Source organism: Corynebacterium rouxii, from assembly GCF_902702935.1.
GTDB classification, from domain to species: domain Bacteria; phylum Actinomycetota; class Actinomycetes; order Mycobacteriales; family Mycobacteriaceae; genus Corynebacterium; species Corynebacterium rouxii.
Genome location: NZ_LR738855.1, coordinates 647,931 through 667,720, shown reverse-complemented (window position 1 = coordinate 667,720; position 19,790 = coordinate 647,931). Strand labels below are relative to the sequence as shown.

Here is a 19,790-nt window from a genome sequence, read left to right as displayed (position 1 = left end):
AAAGAACAGGAGGCGGCGTTTGTTATGTGCTGAAAGAAATTAGGCTTCTACGATGCCCTCTTCAGTTTCCGCTAGCTGCTCATTTGCAGCTGCAAACTGCTTGCGCAGCAAGAATAGCTGGCGAACGGTTTCTTCCTTTACAGCGTCCTTCATGGCGTTGAACATGTCGCCGCCTTCCTTCTGGTACTCAACCAGTGGGTCGCGCTGAGCCATGGCACGTAGGCCAATACCTTCCTTGAGGTAATCCATCTCATAGAGGTGCTCGCGCCACTTGGTGTCGATAACCGGCAGGATGACCATGCGCTCAATGTTGCGCATCTGTGCCTCGCCACCGATAGCGGTGACGTTTTCCTCCAGCTCCGCGTACTGCTTGTGTGCGTCTTCCAGCACAGCTTTACGCAGATCGGAGGCAGAAAGCTCACCTGGCTCACCGTAAGCATCGCCGTCAATAAGCTCTTGTGCGCTAAAGGATGGACCATAGAGAGACTCGAGAGCGTTCCAGAGGGTTTCTAGGTCCCAGTCCTCAACGTAGCCGGTCGCGGTCGCAGCATCGACATAGGCACCGATAGTGTCATCGATCATCTTTTGGATGTCAGCCGCGATGTCAGCCGATTCAAGAATCTCACGACGCTCGGTGTAAATGACCTTGCGCTGCTCGTTCATCACTTCGTCGTACTTCAAGACGTTCTTACGCATCTCAAAGTTCTGGTTCTCCACAGAAGTCTGAGCGGACTTGATGGAGTTGGTCACCATCTTGGCCTCGATAGGCACATCGTCTGGGACGTTGAGACGGTTCATCATGTTTTCCATGGTCTGGCCAACAAAACGAACCATGAGGTCATCGCGCATGGACAGGTAGAAACGGGTGGTGCCTGGATCGCCCTGACGACCAGCACGACCACGCAACTGGTTATCAATACGACGCGACTCGTGACGCTCGGTACCCAAAACATAAAGGCCGCCTGCTTCACGAACCTTTTCGGCTTTCTTCGCACCATCTTCTTTAACGTGTGCGAGCTCGGCATCCCATGCTGCCTCGTACTCTTCAGGAGTATCAACAGGGTTGAGACCGCGCTCACGCAGGTTGGTATCAGCAATGATGTCGGCGTTACCACCAAGCACGATGTCGGTACCACGACCGGCCATGTTTGTTGCCACGGTAACTGCACCAGGCAGACCCGCCTTGGCCACAATCTGGGCTTCCTGCTCGTGGAACTTAGCGTTGAGCACACTGTGCTTGATTCCACGGCGCTGCAGCAGCTGGGAGAGATACTCGGAGCGCTCAACAGACGTGGTACCAACCAGAACTGGTTGTCCCTTTGCTACGCGTTCAGAGATGTCGTCCACCACGGCAGCGAACTTGGCCTCTTGGGTCTTGTACACCAAGTCAGTCATGTCTTCACGCTGGTTCGGACGGTTGGTAGGAATCGGGATAACGTCAAGTTTGTAGATCTGGTGCAGCTCGGATGCTTCCGTTTCTGCGGTACCCGTCATACCCGACAACTTGTCGTACAAACGGAAGTAGTTCTGCAACGTGATGGTTGCCAGAGTCTGGTTCTCGTTTTTGATCTCGACGTTTTCTTTCGCCTCGATCGCCTGGTGCATGCCCTCGTTGTAGCGGCGGCCATCAAGAACACGACCTGTGAAGTCATCAACGATCAGAACTTCACCGTTGCGCACGATGTAGTCCTTGTCACGGTTGAACAGTTCCTTAGCCTTGATAGCATTGTTAAGGTAGCTCACCAGCTGGGAGTGCTCAGGTGCATAAAGGTTATCAATACCGAGCTGGTCTTCAACGAACGCTACGCCCTCTTCACGCACACCTACGGTGCGCTTGCGGTTATCCACTTCATAATGAATATCGCGGGTCATACGAGGAACGATCTGAGCGAACACACTGTACCACTGCGATGATCCGTCCACTGGGCCGGAGATAATCAGTGGCGTACGCGCCTCGTCGATAAGAATGGAGTCAACCTCATCCACGATCGCATAGTGGTGGCCACGCTGAACGAGCTCATCAAGGGAGCGCACCATGTTGTCACGCAGGTAATCAAAGCCCAACTCGTTGTTGGTGCCATAAGTGATGTCGGCGTTGTAGGCTTCACGACGCTCCGCAGGCTGCATATTAGCCAAGATCACGCCAACCTTCAGGCCTAGCCAGCGGTGCACACGGCCCATCCACTCAGCGTCACGCTTAGCCAAGTAATCGTTCACGGTAACAACATGAACACCCTTGCCCTCGAGAGCATTGAGGTATGCGGGAAGCACACAGGTCAAGGTCTTACCCTCACCAGTACGCATCTCGGCAACGTTGCCAAAGTGCAACGCAGCACCACCCATAATCTGCACTGGGTAGTGCTTCTGACCCAGCACGCGCCACGACGCCTCACGGGCGACCGCAAATGCCTCAAGCAAGAGATCATCTACTGATTCACCTTGCGTAATGCGCTCTTGGAATTCATGGGTCTTAGCCTTGAGCTCCTCGTCAGTAAGATCGGTGTAATCCGCCTCGAGTGCGATCACATCATCAGCGATCTTCTTCAGGCGCTTGACGGCCCGTCCTTCGCCAACGCGAAGCATCTTGGAAAGTCCAAACACGTGTACTGAATCCTTTGAAAATAGTTTCGTCTTAACGTAGACATTCTAGGTCATTGCTACCTTATACCAAGAACCCAGATCACCGAGTGCCGGAGATCTGGGTTCTCAATTTAGCCTAGGCTAACACAATCACGCTATCCACAATAGCGCTATCGTGTGCTGACCTTGGGATAATGCCTATCCTTCTTTAGCTAGAGAAATCAAGCCGTAGTCAAATGCGCGGCGGCGGTAAACCACCGATGGCTGGCCAGTTTCTTCATTAACAAAGAGGTAGAAATCGTGTCCCACGAGTTCCATCTCAGAAAGCGCATCATCCACGCTCATGGGAGTAGATGGGTGCTCCTTGGTACGAACGATCTGGCCTGGAATGACATCTTCCACCTTGTCGGCATAAGGATCGTGATCGTACTTGTTTTCCTCGCGAGCAACTTCAGCTTCCTTAACAAGCTCAGCTGCAGCCTCGCCGGTACCCAGAGGCGCACGGTGGCCGGACAAGGAGATAGAACGACGAGCCTTAACCTTACGCAGCGAACGCTCCATACGAGCCAGCGCAGTCTCAAGAGCAGCGTAGAAGCTGTCTTCCTTAGCCTCGGCGCGGGCGATGTGACCCTTACCTGTAGCGGTGATCTGAATACGATCAGATTGCTCAGAGCGACGAGGGTTTGGCTCATGCTGCAACTCAACATGGAAGAAGTTCAGCGTTGGGTCGAGACGGGAAATCTTTGCAAGCTTGGCGTTCACCCGCTCTGCGAAGTGCTCAGGCACTTCTACGTTACGTCCGGTGATGGTCACCTTGACATCTGGGCTCAAGGTCTCGTTGCTTCCAGCAGGCGTGGTCATGATCACGTACCTTCCTGAGTCGGCCGCCACGGTTCTTAGTAAGTCGGATACTTACCTTCCGCTATCTGGCGGGGTTCAACTTCTACCGCCAACACTACATCTGGTCATAACCTTTTCGCTACCGGTTTCACCAACTTAAGAGCTAGCCCACCCCAAAGCACCCCTTACTTTCACTCCGGCACTGGTCAGCACCGCTACCGACTCTGCTATCGTTGCCCCCGTTGTCACCACATCGTCCACTAAAAGCACCGGGCGAGAGGGACGCAATACAAGTTCCACCTTGCCCATAACGTTGCGACGACGGGCCGCCACGTCCAAACCAACAGAATCACGCATTGATTCTTTCTCCCATAATGCCTGTTCAGAGCGATATCCTGTTTGTTTGCACACTGCATACACTGGATCTCCGCCACGTTTGCGCGCCGATGATCGCTTTGTGGGAGCAGGAACCAAAATCGCATCATGATCTAGATCACCAGCCGCTATGAGATATTCCACAGTCGCTGCCACACTGGCTGAAATGAAGGGAATCAAGTCGCGGCGACCACGCTCTTTAAGATGAATGATCGATCGGCGTCGCGACTGACCGAACGCCCCCATGGACCACACAGGCACATGAGGATCAGTGGTAGTGGAAATACGTTGCGGGGGTGCCAGCCATTGCTGTTGGCACCGTGGGCACCACCGCATACCAGCTCGTCCACATCCCCCACACGAACGTGGTAATAACAATTCCATCATGTTTTCCCCCCCCCCTTGATGTTGTTACCGAGGCACGACCAATACTGAACGACTACCTTCTAGGCCTTGGACTTCACGCCAATACGTAGTCGAGGTGTCAGAGTTGGGCAGTTCCAACGCTGCGCGCGCATCCGAGATATACAACGTGGACTGTGAGGCAGCCACGTTCACCACAGGCGCAACAATGTTACCCGCAGAGAGCTTAGAGCCCAAGGATCCGTCTTGGGCAACGATCCAGACTGGCGCATCGGGCTTAGAGGTTCCGATTATTAAGGACCCATTAGGTTGCCACGCAAGTGACTGGGCCACATTCGCCAACGACGGAATAATTTCTTGCACATTAACGAGTTTTCGCTGCCCAGGGTTGGGTCGCGCCACAGTAGCGGTGTACACGCTTCCGTCGACAATAAATGCGGCCCGGACACCACTTCGAGAAAGCTGCAATGCGGAAATATTTTTACCTAAAGGACCTAGATCCGATGTATCGACAACGGTTTCTACGATGCCCTCGTTTTCCGACGACCGCGATAGGCGCACAACTTGATCAGAGTCCTTGACCACCCACAAAGATGAAGAAGAGGGCTCGAAACTGGGCGCAGTCAGCCTGCGTGCTTTCAGCACATCGACGAATTGTCCGCCGATGGGGCCGAGCATAAGCGTCGATATTTTTGCATCGCCTTCGCCAGCGGTACGCACAGCAGCTGCAGTGCCCGTTTTTGCTGACACCGCCATCGATTCGATGTTGTGGGTGCTGCCCAACGTACCCGTGGTAGGAGTTGCTAGCCCTTGATTAAGTTTTTTCACACCACTGGAGTTAAAGGCGTATAGGCCGCTATCGGCAGACTGCTGAGGCAGCGGATTGTACTCGGCGAAGTCGTCGACAGTAAGCTCTTCGGAGCCATCAATCGGAGACTTCATCGTAGCCCCATCGAACTTGAAACGATATGGACCTGGCACTTCGGCTAGGGCGAGAGTCCACACGCTTTGAGCCGTTAGCCGCTTGAGGCTGTCTTCATCCAACGAAGATAGCCCAGTGAACTGATAGTAGTCATCGTGATAGCCCGCATAGGCAGCACCCGAAGGCACCTCGTTGACAACACCAGGAGCGAGGCTTTTCGCCGGTCCCGCGAGGATGAGGGACAACAACGCACTTTCATGATTATCGTTATGCCCCATCTTTTCTTGAAAGATCCAACGACGATCCGCCACCAAAGTGGTGCCGGAGGTGTCAAAGAAATACACCTGCTTTTCGCGGTAATGGTTCCACAGCTCATTTCGCTGCACCACAATTTGGTCCGGCAAGGTAGAAATTCGCCATTGGCCATCTACCTTTTCCAATCCAATTGTTGTGGAATAACGCTCATTACGTGGGCGATATTCGCCGCCCTCACCGATAGAACCAACAATGAGGCCGCGGACGTCGTAACGCCTATTTTTCGTGCTGCTATCAGCCGCCGAACTAATCTCGATACCATCGAGTACGAGCGTTTCCGGCGCTGGATTCCAGCTTTGTGACGCTCGATTCGTCAAATAGCGACGTGCCAACGAGTAGCGTTGCTGAGGATTGTTATTAGCCTCGTAAAAATCACGAAGCAGCAAATCAGGCTCTTGGTCTGCTACCGGCCCTTGAGGTTCCTCCGACGCAGACGCCTCGAAGCTTCGTAACGCCTGAGGTTCCGAGTTCGACGGCAACGACGTACATGCAGCCGTGGTTGCGGCACAACCAACAGCGATCAGTGCTGTGAGATACCGCGAGACATGATTACGCATCGGTGTCCTCCAACGCGGGCTTTGGAGCAGCTAGCTCGATAGGGGCTTCGGTAAAAGATTGTTTAGGCACACGAGGAACGGTCAACAGGAACATGGTCCCAACCCCTGGGCGGCCCGCAGCGCTGAGCTGGCCACCGTGCAAAATGGCGTCTTCTCGTGAAATCGCAAGGCCCAAACCGGTACCTCCGGAGTGGCGGACACGCGAAGGATCCGCTCGCCAGAAGCGGTTGAACACGAGGTCCTCTTGACCTGGTTTCAGTCCAACTCCGTGGTCAATAACCGCGACAGACACAGCCTCGTCATTTTCACGACACAACATCGTGACTGGTTTGCCCTCAGAATGGTCAATTGCATTGGCCAAAAGGTTACGTAGAATTCGCTCGATGCGACGGGAATCGCCCTTGATTTCTACAGGATTTTCAGGAACATCAATGACGATGTCTACGCCGAGTTCTTGGGCAAGATGGTCTACTTGCTGATGCGCCGAAGAAATACAAATTCGGATATCGAGGGTCGTTTCGGCAAGATCAGCCACGCCAGCATCGTGGCGTGAGATCTCCAGTAGATCCGCCAACAACGCCTCGAAGCGGTCAAGTTCACGCACCATTAACTCCGAGGCTCGTCGAGTACCAGGAGAAAGGTCATCGGCTTCGTCCACAATGAGATCAGCAGCCATGCGCACCGTCGTCAACGGTGTACGCAACTCATGTGAGACATCCGAAGTGAACTGTTTTTGCAGGTTGCCATATTCTTCTAACTGATGAATCTGCCGCGACAAAGACTCAGCCATCGAGTTAAAGCTCATCGCTAGTCGTGCCATCTCATCTTCACCCGTGACCACCATGCGTTCGCGCAGATGACCCGAACTGAAACGCTCAGCAATACGCGAGGCCGAACGTACAGGGGTAATCACCTGCTGTGTTAGCAACCATGTGATTCCCACGAGGAGCACAACAAGAACTACCGCTGCACCGGAAAAGAGGCCACGCAGCAGCGCAAGAGTTGCCTCATCCGATTCCATCGACAACACCAAATACACCTGGGTGTTGGGGATATCAGAAGCCGTAGGACTGCCAATGATGAGGGCTTTGTATGTGCTGCCATCAACACGGTCAATAGTGGCAAATTGATACGAGACTTGCCCTTGGTCAACAAAGCTGCGCAATCGTTCAGGAATGCGGTAGCCATCAGGAGAAGTGACAGTGGAGCCATCTGGGTTAGACACCACAAGAACAGGCTCATAGGCGGCAGTATCGTCCGCGCTTGTTGCTCTATTGGTCAACACAGCACGCGCAGAGTTTAGTCGAACCTGCACGCTGCTCGATGATCCTGTTGATTCAATCTGTTGCTCGACTGAGGCACGGGCTCGATCGATTTCGGAACTGGCAACATCAAGTTTGGTGTTTACCAATCGCTGGGTAACAAAACTGACCAAAACAAATGCCAGCACCATCATCACCACGAGTGAGGCAGCAAAAATGGAGCCTAGAACCTTAAATTGCAACGAGGTACGCCATAGTTCTGCAATACGATGACGTACCCGAGAAACACCTCGATAAATAGCGAGCTACTCCTGCCCTGTCTTATACCCCACTCCGCGCACTGTTAACACGATGTGCGGGTTTTCTGGGTCTTTCTCAATCTTTGAGCGCAGTCGCTGCACATGAACATTCACCAGTCTCGTATCTGACGCATTACGGTAGCCCCAAACTTTTTGCAGGAGTTCCTCACGTGTGAACACCTGTCCTGGTTTGCTAGCAAGCTCCAGCAGCAAATCAAACTCTAAAGGAGTGAGCTGAATTTCCTCATCTCCTCGAGTGACTTCGTGCCCTAGGACGTCGATCGTAAGATCCCCGATCTCAATGGTTTCGGATGGAGAGTCCTCTGTACGACGCAAACGTGCACGCAATCGAGCAATGAGTTCTTTCGGCTTAAACGGCTTGTTGATGTAGTCATCTGCACCCGATTCCAAACCAAGGACTACGTCCACGGTGTCAGTTTTTGCCGTGAGCATAACAATAGGAACTGCAGATTCCTGCCGGATTACTCTACAAATGTCGATGCCATTCATACCCGGCAACATCAAATCGAGTAGGACTAGATCAGGCGATTCTGCCCTAAAAGCATCAACTGCTACTGCCCCATCAGTGACCGCGACCGGCTCAAATCCCTCGGCCTCCAGTACGATGGTCAGCATCTCTGAAATCGCAGGATCATCGTCGACAACCAAAATTTTCGGTGCCATACCGTCCGCGGTCCTTTCCATGTAAGCGGCTCGCATGCGAGCCCAATAGGTGTCTTAGCACCTCATCGTAGTCCCAGTTATGCACTGAGCGCTTGAATAATTCGTTGTGCCACCATTTCTGGTGACTCATCTGGGTGTACTACCAGCCACGGAGACATCCACTTTTGCTGCGCCAACGACTCATACGCTTGGAAGGTTCGTTCCTGCAGACCAGCGTCTTCCTCATAGCGATCTAACTTGCGGGATGAGTCGGCAGCCTCACGGCGTTGCGCCCGCTGCGCGGCTAATTCCGGAGAGGTATGCAGCAAAATATGAATATCGGGTACCGGTAGGCCCAACTCCTCAAATTCGAGTTCTTGAACCCATTGCACCATGGCTTCATTTCGGGTTCGCGCAGCGGAATAAGCAGCGTTAGAAGCCACGTAGCGATCCAACAACACAACTTTCGACGTCCCCACATAGCGCCCCAGCACCGCCTTCGCGTCGTAGCGGTCCAACGCAAATAGCGTAGCCATCGCGTAGGCAGAATCTGTCAGATCCCCCATCGAGCCGTATAAGGCGCGCTGGGCAAGCTTGGCATGAATGGACTGCTCGTAGCGTGGGAAACCGATCACATCGGCATCGAAACGCTCCTTGATGGCGCTAACCAAGGTGTTCTTGCCAGCGCCATCAATACCCTCAATCGCGATGATCATTAGTAGCGGTAATGCTCCGGCTTGTAAGGGCCAGCAACATCAACTCCGATGTATTCGGCTTGTTCCTTTGTCAGCTCCGTAATCGTGCCACCCAATGCCTCGACATGGATACGAGCGACCTTTTCGTCCAAGATCTTTGGCAGGCGGTATACCTCGTTGACGTATCGGCCATCATTTTGGAAAAGCTCAATCTGCGCGATGGTTTGGTCAGCAAAGGAGGTAGACATAACAAAGCTAGGGTGACCAGTTGCATTGCCCAAATTCAGAAGGCGGCCTTCCGACAGCACTACAATGGACTTGCCATTAGGCAACGTGAACTCGTCAACCTGTGGTTTGATGGTCACACGAGAAACATCATCGCGGTGCAGCAACGAAGCCATGTCGATCTCATTGTCAAAGTGACCAATGTTGCCCAACACTGCGTGATCTTTCATGGCAAGCATCTGCTCAAAGGAGATAATGCCCATGTTGCCCGTCGCAGTAATCACAATGTCGGCATCACCGATGGCTTGATCAACATGAACCACGGGGAAACCATCCATCAAAGCCTGCAAAGCATTGATCGGATCAGCTTCGGTGACCTTTACACGTGCACCCTGACCGGCCATGGCTTCTGCACAGCCCTTGCCCACATCACCATAACCGCAGATCAATACGTTCTTTCCGCCCATCAGCATATCGGTGGCGCGGTTGATTCCGTCGATAAGCGAATGGCGAGTGCCGTACTTGTTGTCAAACTTGGACTTGGTCACTGCATCGTTGACGTTCATTGCAGGGAAGGGCAAGACGCCTTCTTCTGCGAAATGGTAGAGGCGGTGAACACCCGTGGTGGTTTCTTCCGTCACGCCCTTGACGGACTCGGCAATGGCGGTCCATTTGCCCGGCTGCTCTGCCAAGGTCTTGCGCAACATGCCAAGGAATGCCTGGTACTCATCCGAGTCGCCTTCTTCGACTGGAGGAACCACACCGGCTTCCTCGAACTGCTTTCCGCGAATCACGGCCATGGTGGCATCGCCGCCATCGTCCAAGATCATGTTAGGAAGCTCATCGCCCCAGCTAAAGATCTTATCCACGCAGTCCCAGTACTCTTCGAGCGTCTCACCTTTCCACGCAAACACCGGAACACCTTGGGGGTCTTCAGGAGTGCCATGCGGACCAACGACGACAGCTGCGGCAGCCTCGTCCTGAGTAGAGAAAATATTGCAGGAAGCCCAACGCACCTGAGCGCCCAAGGCAACAAGAGTCTCGATGAGCACTGCGGTCTGAACCGTCATATGGATCGAACCGGTGATTCGAGCGCCCGCCAATGGCTGCTCTTGCTTGTATTCCTCACGCAACTGCATAAGGCCAGGCATTTCATACTCGGCTAGACGAATCTGGTGGCGGCCGGCCTCAGCCAAGCTGAGGTCTTTCACGTTGTAATCAAAAGCAGCCATCGTGGCTATTCTCTCCTTGGGGAAATTGCGTCAAAAAGGGAGTGCAGAAACAAATCGAACCCAGCTTACAGGTAGCACGTGACACGCAAGCTGGGAAAAGAAAATTAGCTCAGTGCCTCGGTGAATGCCTCGAGATCATGCCCGGTTTCCACCGTGTCGAGCAGTGAAGCTGCAACCTCATAGAGCTCCTCGTCACCCTCGCCGATATTGGCGCGGATGAAGGAGTGCTCGTTGACTGCGTCGGCATCAGTAAATGGTGCACCAGCCCAGATAGCAACAATGGTGGCTGCAGCGAGTCCGTTTTGGCGCTCGTCTTCCGAAACTTTTCCCTCACCAGCGGCAAGAACACATGCGTCACGGATAGCCTCGACGACTTCTTCCGTGTCCAAATCATTGAGTTCGTCGAGAAAATCAGCGTTGACTTCTTCCAACAAAATCTCGGTTTCCCATGCAGACATGGTGTAGATACCTTTCCAATAGTCTCAGACGTATTCGCCGTTCCATGCTCAACGCATAATCTGCGGCTTCAGACCAGACGAACACGATGAAAATTGCAATATTTTCCTATGGGGACAAGTTATACCCATAAAGATTAATGCGCGTTCAACACATACCCAACTGTGCAGTGCTTGCTATTGCCGCTTGCTATTGCCGTCGACGAAAGCATATGCGCTCTTCCTCATGAAAAATTTTTATGATAGCGTGATTTTTGTTATCAAAATGTGACGCAGTAGTCACTGTGACGCATCCGAGTATCCACGACGTCTACCTAGCAGCCATGCGCCCCTGCTGACTCGCGTGAGGAGAACCAGTGACCATGACCGACACCCGACGCTTTGCCATTTTCATCGCCTCGGGAGTCTCCGCCGCAGTTTTTATTGGCGTCGCAGTGTGGAAATTCGGAAGCACCGACAACCTGGCCAGCAAAAATGAATCCACTGCAGGTCCTGCTGTCGTAGCAACCACATCGGCCTCTGGCACTCCAGTTACTCATAACACCAGCACCGACCAACCGATCCCTTCGGCAACAGCCACACCAGACGTCTCCAGCCAAGACTCCCTGTCCCACCGTGCAATGGCGCAACCTGGCTCAGCCACCGGTATGGACTCCCAGTGGTGGGAAGAAGATATTGCAAAGCGGTTGCGCAACAATGAGTTGCCACACACGGCAAAAACGCGACGCCTTCCTACTTACGACGCCGACCAGCCAGCAACAACGACACGCACAACAGCACAAGCCACACCAGAAAACGCTACGCCGACTGCTTCTGCGACACCGTCAATGCCTCGCAGCGAAGAACCAGTGCCTACCCCAGATCACAACGCTGAAACATCGGCACCAAACAGCACCCCACAGGCCCCGCCATCTCAACCCCAACTCTTGGATCAACTTCCCCACATTGAGCTACCAAAGGTGCTTCCTGCGCCTCCCGCAGCCCCTGCCCCACCAGTTACTCCTACACCACAGGCTGATACCCCGACTTCTATCGTGGAAGAATCAACTGTTCCACTAATACCGCAGCTTCATTTGTCCAGCGAAACCTCTCGTGAAAATCGCAGCACAAAAGAAACCCCACAAACCGCAGGTCCGCGCGAGCAGAATGCAGAACCTAGCCCCGCCCCATCTGCGGATGCGCGCCCCGCGGCTCCCACTGTGCAGTAATAGCGCAGATCAGAGTCTGCTAGAGCTATACGGAAGCGACGAAAAGCTCACCTGATCCTGTAACTTCAACTGCTGGGTCGTCAGCAGAAATCCACAGCGCTTGGGTGGGTGTAAGCACGACATCATTAATAGTCAGCTCACCGGAGGTGCACACCGCGATCATCGGGCCATCATGTTCGAGACGGGCATCATGCTCTGTCTCAGAATCGATGCGCAAACGTTGAAGCGCAAACTCATTAATAGGAACCTCGTAACGGCCATCCACAGACCGCACAATGGGATCCTCGAGAGACTCAAAACGAAGCACTCGAACCAACTCGGGAACATCAACATACTTAGGGGTAAGGCCACCACGCAGCACGTTATCCGAGTTGGCCATGATCTCTACGCCCAAACCTTTAACATAAGCATGCAGGTTGCCAGCGCTTAGGTAAATGGCTTCTCCCGGTTGGAGCACCACATAGTTGAGCAATAAAGCCCCTAGAACTCCGATGTCATTGGGGTAGCGATCATTAAGCTGGGCAACATTACGAGCCGCTACTTGGATCCACTCAGGACTCGTGGTGCTCAGCCCGTCGATAGCCGCGATGATGGCGGCAATAAGCTGCTGGCGACTTGCTACGGGGATCGTTATCCATGTGGTAAACAGCGCACGAAGGTTCTCGCCTTCATGTTCTGGGAAAGAATCGAGCATCCCTACGTAGCGATTAAGCTCCTCACACTGCAATGCTTGGAAAAGCTCCCGAGTTTTATCCAATGGCCGGAAACCCGCCAGTGCATGGAACTCAGTAAGTGCTACCAAAAGTTCTGGCTTATGGTTGTCATCCTTGTAGTTTCGGTTGCTAGCACTAAGCGCAATACCGAGATCATTTTCGCGGCTAAATCCTTCTTCTGCCTGCTGCTTTGATGGGTGAGCCTGCAAAGATAGCGGTTGATCAGCGGCGAGAAGTTTAAGAAGGAATGGAAGTCGGTTACCGTGCTCGGTAACCACACGGTGCCCTAGTTGCGCCGGAGGGTCTTGCTCAATGACGTCAGCAAGAGTCCGCTCGCCATCAATCACAGATGGACCACCTGGATGAGCCCCGTACCAGAGTTCTGCGATGGGCCGAGAATCGGCTGCATCTCCCCGAAGCTGTTGAATTAGCGTTCGAGAGCCCCAAGCATAGGCTTGAGTTGCTGGTGCTAGTAGCTGCATCGTAGTTGTTCCTCCACAACAAGTATCCCCCGAGAAGTTTTATGCATCTGTGGCACCAAAAAATGCCGTCGCTGCATAACCTCGAGCCAACATCCTGACGACGGCATCTCGCTCATGCGTGGCGTCCTCCGATACTTGGCTTCGTGCCCACGTCTCCGCGCTTAACCACAACACAGTGTGCAGTGGTAACTCGGTGTTCGATGATGGTGGGGTATCAAACTCGGGATCATAAAAAATATTTTGTTCTTTAGGTTCTAAACGTGGCAGAGCCACTTCTAGTTCCTGTGCTTCCATGCTTGCCGACGCCCTTCCGAACGCCGTCCACAAAGCGGACATGGTATCAGCCAGCGACACAGCGACTAAACCTCGACCGCTATGAATCACACGGCCTGACAAAAGTGCCAGTTGACGGGCAGGATTTACTAATTGATCCCGCTCCGGTGAGCATTCTTGCAGCTCACGGTCTGCATGATCGGCGCTAATGTGCAACTCAGCGCCGACGTCTCCCGCTGCTCGCACAGTGTGATCAAGACAACGTAAAACCGCAGTGACGACCGCAAATACGCGGGCAGGGCTTGGCCCTTGCGCAAGCGGCAATGCCGGTACCACTATCGCAGCTACGTCCTCGGCATCAGCAGCTATGTGCCCATGAGGCGCACAGGCCACCACCACATGGCAGCCACGACGTGCCGCAGTCACAATACTATGCGAAAGACCATCGTGATCTGCACGTTCACTGATTGCCACCACAATGTCTAAGGATCCGGCAAAGCGCGGCAGTTGATCACTAATGTGCACGGGGCACCCCGTAGGTTCTGCAACTGCAAGCGTTAATCGAGCCGCAGCCCTACCCCAGTGCTCAGGACATAAAATAATGACGCTTCGCGGCTGCAACGTACACAGTTGTTGAGTTTGTTCGGATTCGCACCACTGCGCTACAGCTCGTATCTGTGCGCCTTCATGCGCAATGTCATAGAAAGCAACGGCTAGTGGGTCATATGACCCACTAGCCGTTGGTGTAGTCCACGAAGAAGTATGCATCAGTTGCCATTATAGGCTTCGCAACTGAGATGCCTCTTCTTCCAAAAATTATGCGCGAATAATAGCAAGAATCTCATCGACCAGCGCTGCTACTTCTTGGTCGGTTTCAGCCTCAACATTGAGTCGCAGCAACGGTTCGGTGTTCGAAGCACGAACGTTAAACCATGCCTTGGTTCCCTTGAGCTCAACAGTGACACCGTCGAGACGATCAACACTTTCAATGCGATCGGCAAAGGCATCTAGGACTGCTTGGGTACGCTCTGCCTGAGCCTCTGCACTTGCCAAACGAGAATTGATCTCACCTGATGCTTGGTAGCGGTTGTACTGACGCATCAGTTCCGATAGTGGCTTATCTTGGCTACCGAGAGCTGCCAAGACGTGCATAGCAGCAAGGATTCCCGAGTCAGCGTTGAAGAACTCCGAGAAGTAGTAGTGAGCGGAGTGCTCCCCACCAAATACGGCTGAGTGTTCTGCCATTTGGGCCTTGATAAAGGAGTGGCCTACGCGGGTACGTACAGCGGTACCACCGTTTTCTGCGATGATTTCTGGTACAGCCTTCGAGGTAATCAGGTTGTGGATTACTGTTGCGCCTGGGTGCTGCGCCAAATAGCGCTCAGCGACGATTGCGCAGATAGCCGAAGGGCTGACCGGCTGGCCAAGTTCATCAACAACAAAGCAGCGATCGGCATCGCCATCAAAGGCCAATCCGATATCAGCACCTACCTCGGGGGTAAACTTTTGCAGATCGACCAAGTTCTTCGGGTCTAATGGGTTGGCTTCATGGTTAGGGAACGTGCCGTCGAGTTCAAAGTAAAGAGGTTTAATTTCAAGCGGCAAACCAGCGAAAACCTCAGGAACGGTGTGTCCGCCCATACCATTGGCGGCGTCAACAGCAACAACCAGCGGACGAATGTTAGACAGATCGACCAAGTTGCGCAGGAATGCTGCGTAATCAGCCAAGGTGTCGCGGTGCGAGATCTCACCTTGTGGACCATCAAAAGCAGGGATGCCGTCGACAAGCATGTCGATGATCTGGGCCAAACCGGTTTCTTGCCCCACAGGACGCGCACCGCTGCGACACATCTTGATGCCGTTGTACTCGGCAGGGTTGTGGCTCGCCGTGAACATCGCGCCAGGGCAATCAAGTTCGCCCGAGGCGCAATACAACTGGTCGGTAGAAGTAAGTCCCAATTGGATGACATTAACGCCCTGAGACACCACACCGCGCGCGAAGGCGTCGGCAAGCTCTGGTGAAGATGGCCGCATGTCATGACCGATGGCAACCTTGGCTGCACCTTCACCGCGCATCAACGCACCAAACGCTGCGCCAACCTCCGCAATGAAGTTGCTGTCGATGTCTACGCCGACGACACCGCGGACGTCGTATGCCTTAATCACCTTCGTTACCGATTCACGGGTACGCATGAAAGAAAATCCCACCTTTCAGGGATGCACAAAAGTATTCACAGGGATTCTACCCCTAAGACGGATACGAGCCCGCCCACAGTCCGGCTTTATGCCCTAATCGTTATCGTTATCGTCATCGTCTTCAGGTTCGGGCACAACGCTCAGATGCGCACGCCGCCCACGCTGACGCTTGACACGATTAATGGGGTGGTTACCGCCAATGTTCTCTGGAACAGGGGTATCTACGCGAATAGGATCAACCAAACCAGAAGCGTGTGTTCCAGCTTCTCGCACAGCTTCTGCCAAGGCGGTGAGATCCGACTCATCATCAAATGTGAGGTCCTCATGAACCAACTCCCAACCCAGTGGTGCTGTGGTTCGCGCTGCATGCACCTCACACAGATCCCAACTATGAGGATCATCATTAGGCGACAAGGGACCAACCACCGCCGTTGATCGCGCATAGGCGTATGTCAGCGTAGCCACCGCGGGCTTACCGCAACCGGGACGAGAACAACGACGGATATGATTCACGGTGATTAAGTCTAGACTGCAACTTGAGGTTTAGGTAGTAACGGGCACATCGGCGCGCTACCACCATCGTGAACCACCAACCCTTTATCCTGATCACATGACTCAGCGGCTACATAGGGATCGACATGATCGCGGAGTACGCGGCCCGCTTTTCTCCAGCGCACTGCCACGTTACCGCTCCAGACGACAGCGTTTCGACGCCACCGTCCTTGAGGCATACGCACCCCTGCAACAACGCTACGCCGCACAATTAACACGCCTCGATATTGCTGTCGATACCGTGCCACGCATGCGTCTTGGCTTTGATCCTGCGCTTATGCCCGATGAAGTCGTAGCCGATGGCCCCGTCCCCTTAGGGCGCGTTATCCCAGCAGGCGTGGATTCTTCAGGCCACCCCACCCGTGCTCGCCTCGTGCTCTTCCGTATGGCTATCGAGCAGCGGGTGGTCAGTGCACAAGAACGCCGCGAGCTCGTCACCACCGTTTTAACCGCTCTAGTAGCTAATTACCTTAATATCTCGCCAGTAGACATTGACCCGAATTTTCAGTGGTAGACATTAGCAAAACCCCTCTGCCACGCATTTCATAGCAGAGGGGTTTGATGCTGCATGCCCTAAAAGCTAAGCGCTACCCAATCTCACGCTTTAGTCGACGACGCTCACGCTCGGAAAGGCCTCCCCAAATACCGAAGCGTTCATCGTGCTCCAGTGCGTATTCAAGGCATTCATCCCTTACCGCACAGGCTTGGCAGATACGTTTTGCCTCTCGAGTCGATCCGCCCTTTTCAGGAAAGAATGCCTCTGGGTCAGTTTGCGCACAAAGCGCTTGTTCTTGCCATTCCTGCTCAACCGCACCAAAGATTTCATCAATGGATAGGTCAAGCGCTGCGCGAGTCCGAGGCGCGGCGTTACTGGCCATATCTTCCACGCCACACTCCTCTCCTCGTATTGTTCAGTATTGACAGGCTCCCATAACCCCGATGCGTAGGGTGGGAGCAATTCCGCCCACACAAGGCGAATTACATAACTGGAATTCAACACGCCAACACAAGATAACGTCAACCTGAACGTGTAATTCCGATCGGAAAAATCTCATTTCCGCAGGTTGTTAACCCCATTAGTCACACCAGTAACATTGCCACCACCATAGGGGTATACGGTGGGGGTACTACATATAGTGGTGGCCCTAAAAATACTCCGCTAGTCCGATCTTTTTCGGCGTGTCGCATAAATGTGTTTGAAAATAAACGTGCTAGCACTCAGCAATTGCTAAGCAATCACCCCCAGCCAACCTCCATAAAATGCGAAAACTCCCACCACAGCAGGGATATCTTCCCTGCTGTGGTGGGAGCCTATGCGCTAGGTACTACTGCAACTTAGGCATCCGAGCTAAAGCGAATACCAGCAGTTGGAATCACGACTCCTGGCCACACACGCATGCCGTCGCGAAGCTCACAGCGTGCACCGATTTCCGCGCCTTCACCAATCACACAACCCGTAATACGGGCATTGGCACCGATACGAGCACCATGACCAATAATCGAATCTTCAATCACAGCACCGGGCTCGATGGTCACCCCATCAAACACAACAGTGTCATCCAAACGGCAGCCCGCACCAACTTCAGTGCCGCGACCAATCACAGTACCGCCCAAAAGCAACGCACCATCGCTAACACCAGCGGATTCGTCGACAAGGCACTCCCCTGTCTTTCCTTCTAGCAACGGCGACGGCGCAATACCACGAACCAAATCTGACGAACCACGTACGAAATCAGAAGGAGTACCCATGTCACGCCAATATGCATTGTCTACATAGCCAAACACGCGGCGTCCCTCCTCCAACAAACGAGGGAAAGTCTCGCGCTCCACAGACACCACTCGATCTGCGGGGATCTCCCCGATCAGCTCACGACGGAACACATAGCAACCAGCATTAATCTGGTCCGTTGGTGGATCCTCGGTCTTTTCCAAGAAAGCAGAAACTCGTCCCTCAGCATCAGTGGGCACACAACCAAACGCACGAGGATCTGGAACCCGTACCAAATGCATAGTCAGATCAGCATTTTTGGCATGGTGAGCATCAAGGATGGCACCAAGATCAGTGCCGCCAAGAACGTCGCCGTTAAACACCATGACGGTGTCAGCGCGAAGCTTGTCATACACATTCCGAATGCCACCACCGGTGCCCAATGGCTTATCCTCCACCACGTACTCAATCTCCAAGCCGAGATCAGCACCATCACCGAAATAGTCCTCAAACACCTCCGCCTTAAACGACGTACCAAGCACCACATGCGTGATACCGGCAGCCTTGATACGCGCAAGCAAGTGCGAAAGGAACGGCACCCCTGCCGTAGGCAACATGGGCTTTGGGGTCGACACAGTCAGCGGACGCAACCTAGTGCCCTTACCTCCAACGAGGATCACAGCATCTGTGTCACTGCGCAGTGTTGTTTCAGTCATTAGTTTCAAGTGCCTTTACTTATCGGTGTAGAGGGGGTTATCCCACATCGCATAAACACAACAATTGCTTTGCCAAGACATTGTGCTTTAGCCGAGGGCCCTTACTTCAAGGTAAATAGTGTAACAATCCTAGAAAAGTAAGTTAATTATTGAACTCACTTGAACTTCGCAGCCGCCACCACAACTACCGCGCGAAGCTTCAAACCTACTCGCAGCAGCATACGTAACGGCAGGTAGCGAATACCCGGATGGCGATCTGCTTGGAAACGATACGCCGAATCGTGATGCGCAGGAAGCATCTTTTCTGGATGTTTGCCAGCAGCATGCCCAACAGCATGCGTAATCACCGCATCGGGGCAAAAGACGTTATCAAAACCCGCACGACCAAAACGATCGCCAAGATCTACGTCCTCCATGTACATGAAGTAGCGCTCATCAAAGCCACCGATCTGCTCGAAAGCATCCCAGCGCACCAGCAAACACGATCCTGACAACCAGCCGGCTGTGCGCTCGGTAGTCATGTCTCGGTTATCACGATATGCCCGCGACCACGGATTAGAAGGCCACACCGAGCTAAACAACGCATGTCCCACGCCATTTTTGATGGTGGGAACTTGACGTGCTGATGGATACGCCGATCCATCAGATTGACGAATATACGGCCCAATATCCGCTGCTTGCGGGTGACGAGAAGCACACTGCACCATCGCGTCAATAGAACCTGGTTCAAAGACCACATCGGGGTTCGACAACACGAAAAATTCTGCGTTGATCTTTCCCGATTCCCTCAGCGGCGCAAGCTTGCGCACGGCTGCATTAATCGCCGAACCGTATCCAATATTTCCGCCCGTAGGGAAAAATTCCACTGAAGAATCTGCCTGCGCAGCTGCCTCTGGTACGCCATCTACTGAGCCGTTATCTGCTAGCACAACATAAGTGGGCTGTGCAGTCGCCTCTTTCACAGAGGACAAAAACGCGCCCAAGTGTTTGCCAGGCGAATATGTCACAGTAATGATTGCCAAAGCTGGTTCAGTGGAATTACTCACGGCAATCAGCCTAGCGGTGTACACCCACCAGATAGGGAATGCCACGCGGTGTAAACCCATCACGGTGTGGCTGGGAGACGAGGATCAAGAAAAGTTACTGATTTAAAGCTATC

Annotated in this window: 18 protein-coding genes; 2 read left to right on the top strand and 16 right to left on the bottom strand. The window is 53.4% G+C overall.

What is annotated here, in order from left to right; genetic code table 11:
• Positions 1-39: 39 nt before the first annotated feature.
• From secA to CIP100161_RS03430, 9 genes are all read right to left on the bottom strand, one after another.
• Entirely contained in the window at positions 40-2,601 is a 2,562-nt protein-coding gene (gene secA / locus CIP100161_RS03470; RefSeq protein ID WP_155871947.1) for a preprotein translocase subunit SecA, read from the bottom strand.
• 177 nt (positions 2,602-2,778) lie between these two features.
• Positions 2,779-3,441: a ribosome hibernation-promoting factor, HPF/YfiA family gene (gene hpf / locus CIP100161_RS03465; RefSeq protein WP_155871945.1), complete on the bottom strand. Its 663-nt coding sequence runs from the start codon at positions 3,439-3,441 to the stop codon at positions 2,779-2,781.
• A gap of 135 nt (positions 3,442-3,576) precedes the next feature.
• Positions 3,577-4,179 carry a ComF family protein gene (locus tag CIP100161_RS03460; RefSeq protein ID WP_155874514.1) on the bottom strand — a complete coding sequence of 201 codons (603 nt, stop codon included), beginning with the start codon at positions 4,177-4,179 and terminating at the stop codon, positions 3,577-3,579.
• 27 nt (positions 4,180-4,206) lie between these two features.
• On the bottom strand, positions 4,207-5,952 hold the full coding sequence (gene lpqB / locus CIP100161_RS03455) for an MtrAB system accessory lipoprotein LpqB (RefSeq protein ID WP_155871943.1): 1,746 nt from the start codon (positions 5,950-5,952) through the stop codon (positions 4,207-4,209).
• Positions 5,945-7,456 (bottom strand): MtrAB system histidine kinase MtrB, encoded by a 1,512-nt coding sequence (mtrB, locus tag CIP100161_RS03450; protein ID WP_155871941.1) that lies wholly within the window; start codon positions 7,454-7,456, stop codon positions 5,945-5,947. Before mtrB ends, lpqB begins: the two co-directional genes overlap by 8 nt.
• A gap of 63 nt (positions 7,457-7,519) precedes the next feature.
• Positions 7,520-8,197, bottom strand: a complete 678-nt coding sequence (gene mtrA / locus CIP100161_RS03445; protein WP_155871939.1) for an MtrAB system response regulator MtrA — start codon at positions 8,195-8,197, stop codon at positions 7,520-7,522.
• A 77-nt stretch (positions 8,198-8,274) separates the two neighbouring features.
• Positions 8,275-8,892, bottom strand: coding sequence for a dTMP kinase (locus CIP100161_RS03440; protein WP_155871937.1), 618 nt, complete (start codon positions 8,890-8,892; stop codon positions 8,275-8,277).
• Entirely contained in the window at positions 8,892-10,328 is a 1,437-nt protein-coding gene (gene ahcY / locus CIP100161_RS03435) for an adenosylhomocysteinase (protein WP_155871934.1), read from the bottom strand. Before ahcY ends, CIP100161_RS03440 begins: the two co-directional genes overlap by 1 nt.
• 104 nt (positions 10,329-10,432) lie before the next feature.
• Positions 10,433-10,786, bottom strand: coding sequence for a DUF4259 domain-containing protein (locus tag CIP100161_RS03430; RefSeq protein ID WP_155871932.1), 354 nt, complete (start codon positions 10,784-10,786; stop codon positions 10,433-10,435).
• Between the two features lie 617 nt (positions 10,787-11,403).
• Here CIP100161_RS03430 and CIP100161_RS03420 point away from each other — a divergent pair.
• Entirely contained in the window at positions 11,404-11,991 is a 588-nt protein-coding gene (locus CIP100161_RS03420; protein ID WP_155871930.1) for a hypothetical protein, read from the top strand.
• A gap of 25 nt (positions 11,992-12,016) precedes the next feature.
• On the opposite strand, the gene manA is transcribed toward CIP100161_RS03420, so the two are convergent.
• The 4 genes from manA to CIP100161_RS03400 all read right to left on the bottom strand — a co-directional run bounded on the left by manA (position 12,017) and on the right by CIP100161_RS03400 (position 16,168).
• Positions 12,017-13,186, bottom strand: a complete 1,170-nt coding sequence (gene manA / locus CIP100161_RS03415; RefSeq protein ID WP_155871928.1) for a mannose-6-phosphate isomerase, class I — start codon at positions 13,184-13,186, stop codon at positions 12,017-12,019.
• A gap of 39 nt (positions 13,187-13,225) precedes the next feature.
• A complete protein-coding gene (locus tag CIP100161_RS03410) occupies positions 13,226-14,227 on the bottom strand; it encodes a hypothetical protein (RefSeq protein ID WP_155871926.1) in 1,002 nt (333 codons plus the stop codon).
• A 48-nt stretch (positions 14,228-14,275) separates the two neighbouring features.
• Positions 14,276-15,652, bottom strand: coding sequence for a phosphomannomutase/phosphoglucomutase (locus tag CIP100161_RS03405; RefSeq protein WP_155871924.1), 1,377 nt, complete (start codon positions 15,650-15,652; stop codon positions 14,276-14,278).
• 96 nt (positions 15,653-15,748) lie between these two features.
• A complete protein-coding gene (locus tag CIP100161_RS03400) occupies positions 15,749-16,168 on the bottom strand; it encodes a DUF3499 domain-containing protein (protein WP_155871922.1) in 420 nt (139 codons plus the stop codon).
• Between the two features lie 97 nt (positions 16,169-16,265).
• On the opposite strand from CIP100161_RS03400, the gene CIP100161_RS03395 reads away from it, so the two are divergent.
• Positions 16,266-16,721, top strand: coding sequence for a metallopeptidase family protein (locus CIP100161_RS03395; RefSeq protein WP_155871920.1), 456 nt, complete (start codon positions 16,266-16,268; stop codon positions 16,719-16,721).
• 73 nt (positions 16,722-16,794) lie between these two features.
• On the opposite strand, the gene CIP100161_RS03390 is transcribed toward CIP100161_RS03395, so the two are convergent.
• The 3 genes from CIP100161_RS03390 to CIP100161_RS03380 all read right to left on the bottom strand — a co-directional run bounded on the left by CIP100161_RS03390 (position 16,795) and on the right by CIP100161_RS03380 (position 19,722).
• Positions 16,795-17,094 (bottom strand): WhiB family transcriptional regulator, encoded by a 300-nt coding sequence (locus CIP100161_RS03390; RefSeq protein WP_155871918.1) that lies wholly within the window; start codon positions 17,092-17,094, stop codon positions 16,795-16,797.
• Positions 17,095-17,542: 448 nt separating this feature from the next.
• Positions 17,543-18,631, bottom strand: a complete 1,089-nt coding sequence (manB, locus tag CIP100161_RS03385; RefSeq protein ID WP_155871916.1) for a mannose-1-phosphate guanylyltransferase — start codon at positions 18,629-18,631, stop codon at positions 17,543-17,545.
• A gap of 155 nt (positions 18,632-18,786) precedes the next feature.
• A complete protein-coding gene (locus CIP100161_RS03380) occupies positions 18,787-19,722 on the bottom strand; it encodes a glycosyltransferase family 2 protein (RefSeq protein ID WP_155871914.1) in 936 nt (311 codons plus the stop codon).
• Between the last annotated feature and the right edge of the window lie 68 nt (positions 19,723-19,790).

Excerpts from the sequence above, each read along its gene's own strand:
- lpqB (WP_155871943.1), bottom strand. The coding sequence starts at position 5,952 with ATGCGTAATCATGTCTCGCGGTATCTCACAGCACTGATCGCTGTTGGT.
- manB (WP_155871916.1), bottom strand. The coding sequence starts at position 18,631 with ATGACTGAAACAACACTGCGCAGTGACACAGATGCTGTGATCCTCGTT.
- manA (WP_155871928.1), bottom strand. The coding sequence starts at position 13,186 with ATGCAGCTACTAGCACCAGCAACTCAAGCCTATGCTTGGGGCTCTCGA.
- ahcY (WP_155871934.1), bottom strand. The coding sequence starts at position 10,328 with ATGGCTGCTTTTGATTACAACGTGAAAGACCTCAGCTTGGCTGAGGCC.
- mtrA (WP_155871939.1), bottom strand. The coding sequence starts at position 8,197 with ATGGCACCGAAAATTTTGGTTGTCGACGATGATCCTGCGATTTCAGAG.
- CIP100161_RS03395 (WP_155871920.1), top strand. The coding sequence starts at position 16,266 with ATGACTCAGCGGCTACATAGGGATCGACATGATCGCGGAGTACGCGGC.
- CIP100161_RS03410 (WP_155871926.1), bottom strand. The coding sequence starts at position 14,227 with ATGCATACTTCTTCGTGGACTACACCAACGGCTAGTGGGTCATATGAC.
- CIP100161_RS03460 (WP_155874514.1), bottom strand. The coding sequence starts at position 4,179 with ATGGAATTGTTATTACCACGTTCGTGTGGGGGATGTGGACGAGCTGGT.
- CIP100161_RS03420 (WP_155871930.1), top strand. The coding sequence starts at position 11,404 with ATGGCGCAACCTGGCTCAGCCACCGGTATGGACTCCCAGTGGTGGGAA.
- CIP100161_RS03430 (WP_155871932.1), bottom strand. The coding sequence starts at position 10,786 with ATGTCTGCATGGGAAACCGAGATTTTGTTGGAAGAAGTCAACGCTGAT.
- hpf (WP_155871945.1), bottom strand. The coding sequence starts at position 3,441 with ATGACCACGCCTGCTGGAAGCAACGAGACCTTGAGCCCAGATGTCAAG.
- CIP100161_RS03440 (WP_155871937.1), bottom strand. The coding sequence starts at position 8,892 with ATGATCATCGCGATTGAGGGTATTGATGGCGCTGGCAAGAACACCTTG.
- CIP100161_RS03405 (WP_155871924.1), bottom strand. The coding sequence starts at position 15,652 with ATGCGTACCCGTGAATCGGTAACGAAGGTGATTAAGGCATACGACGTC.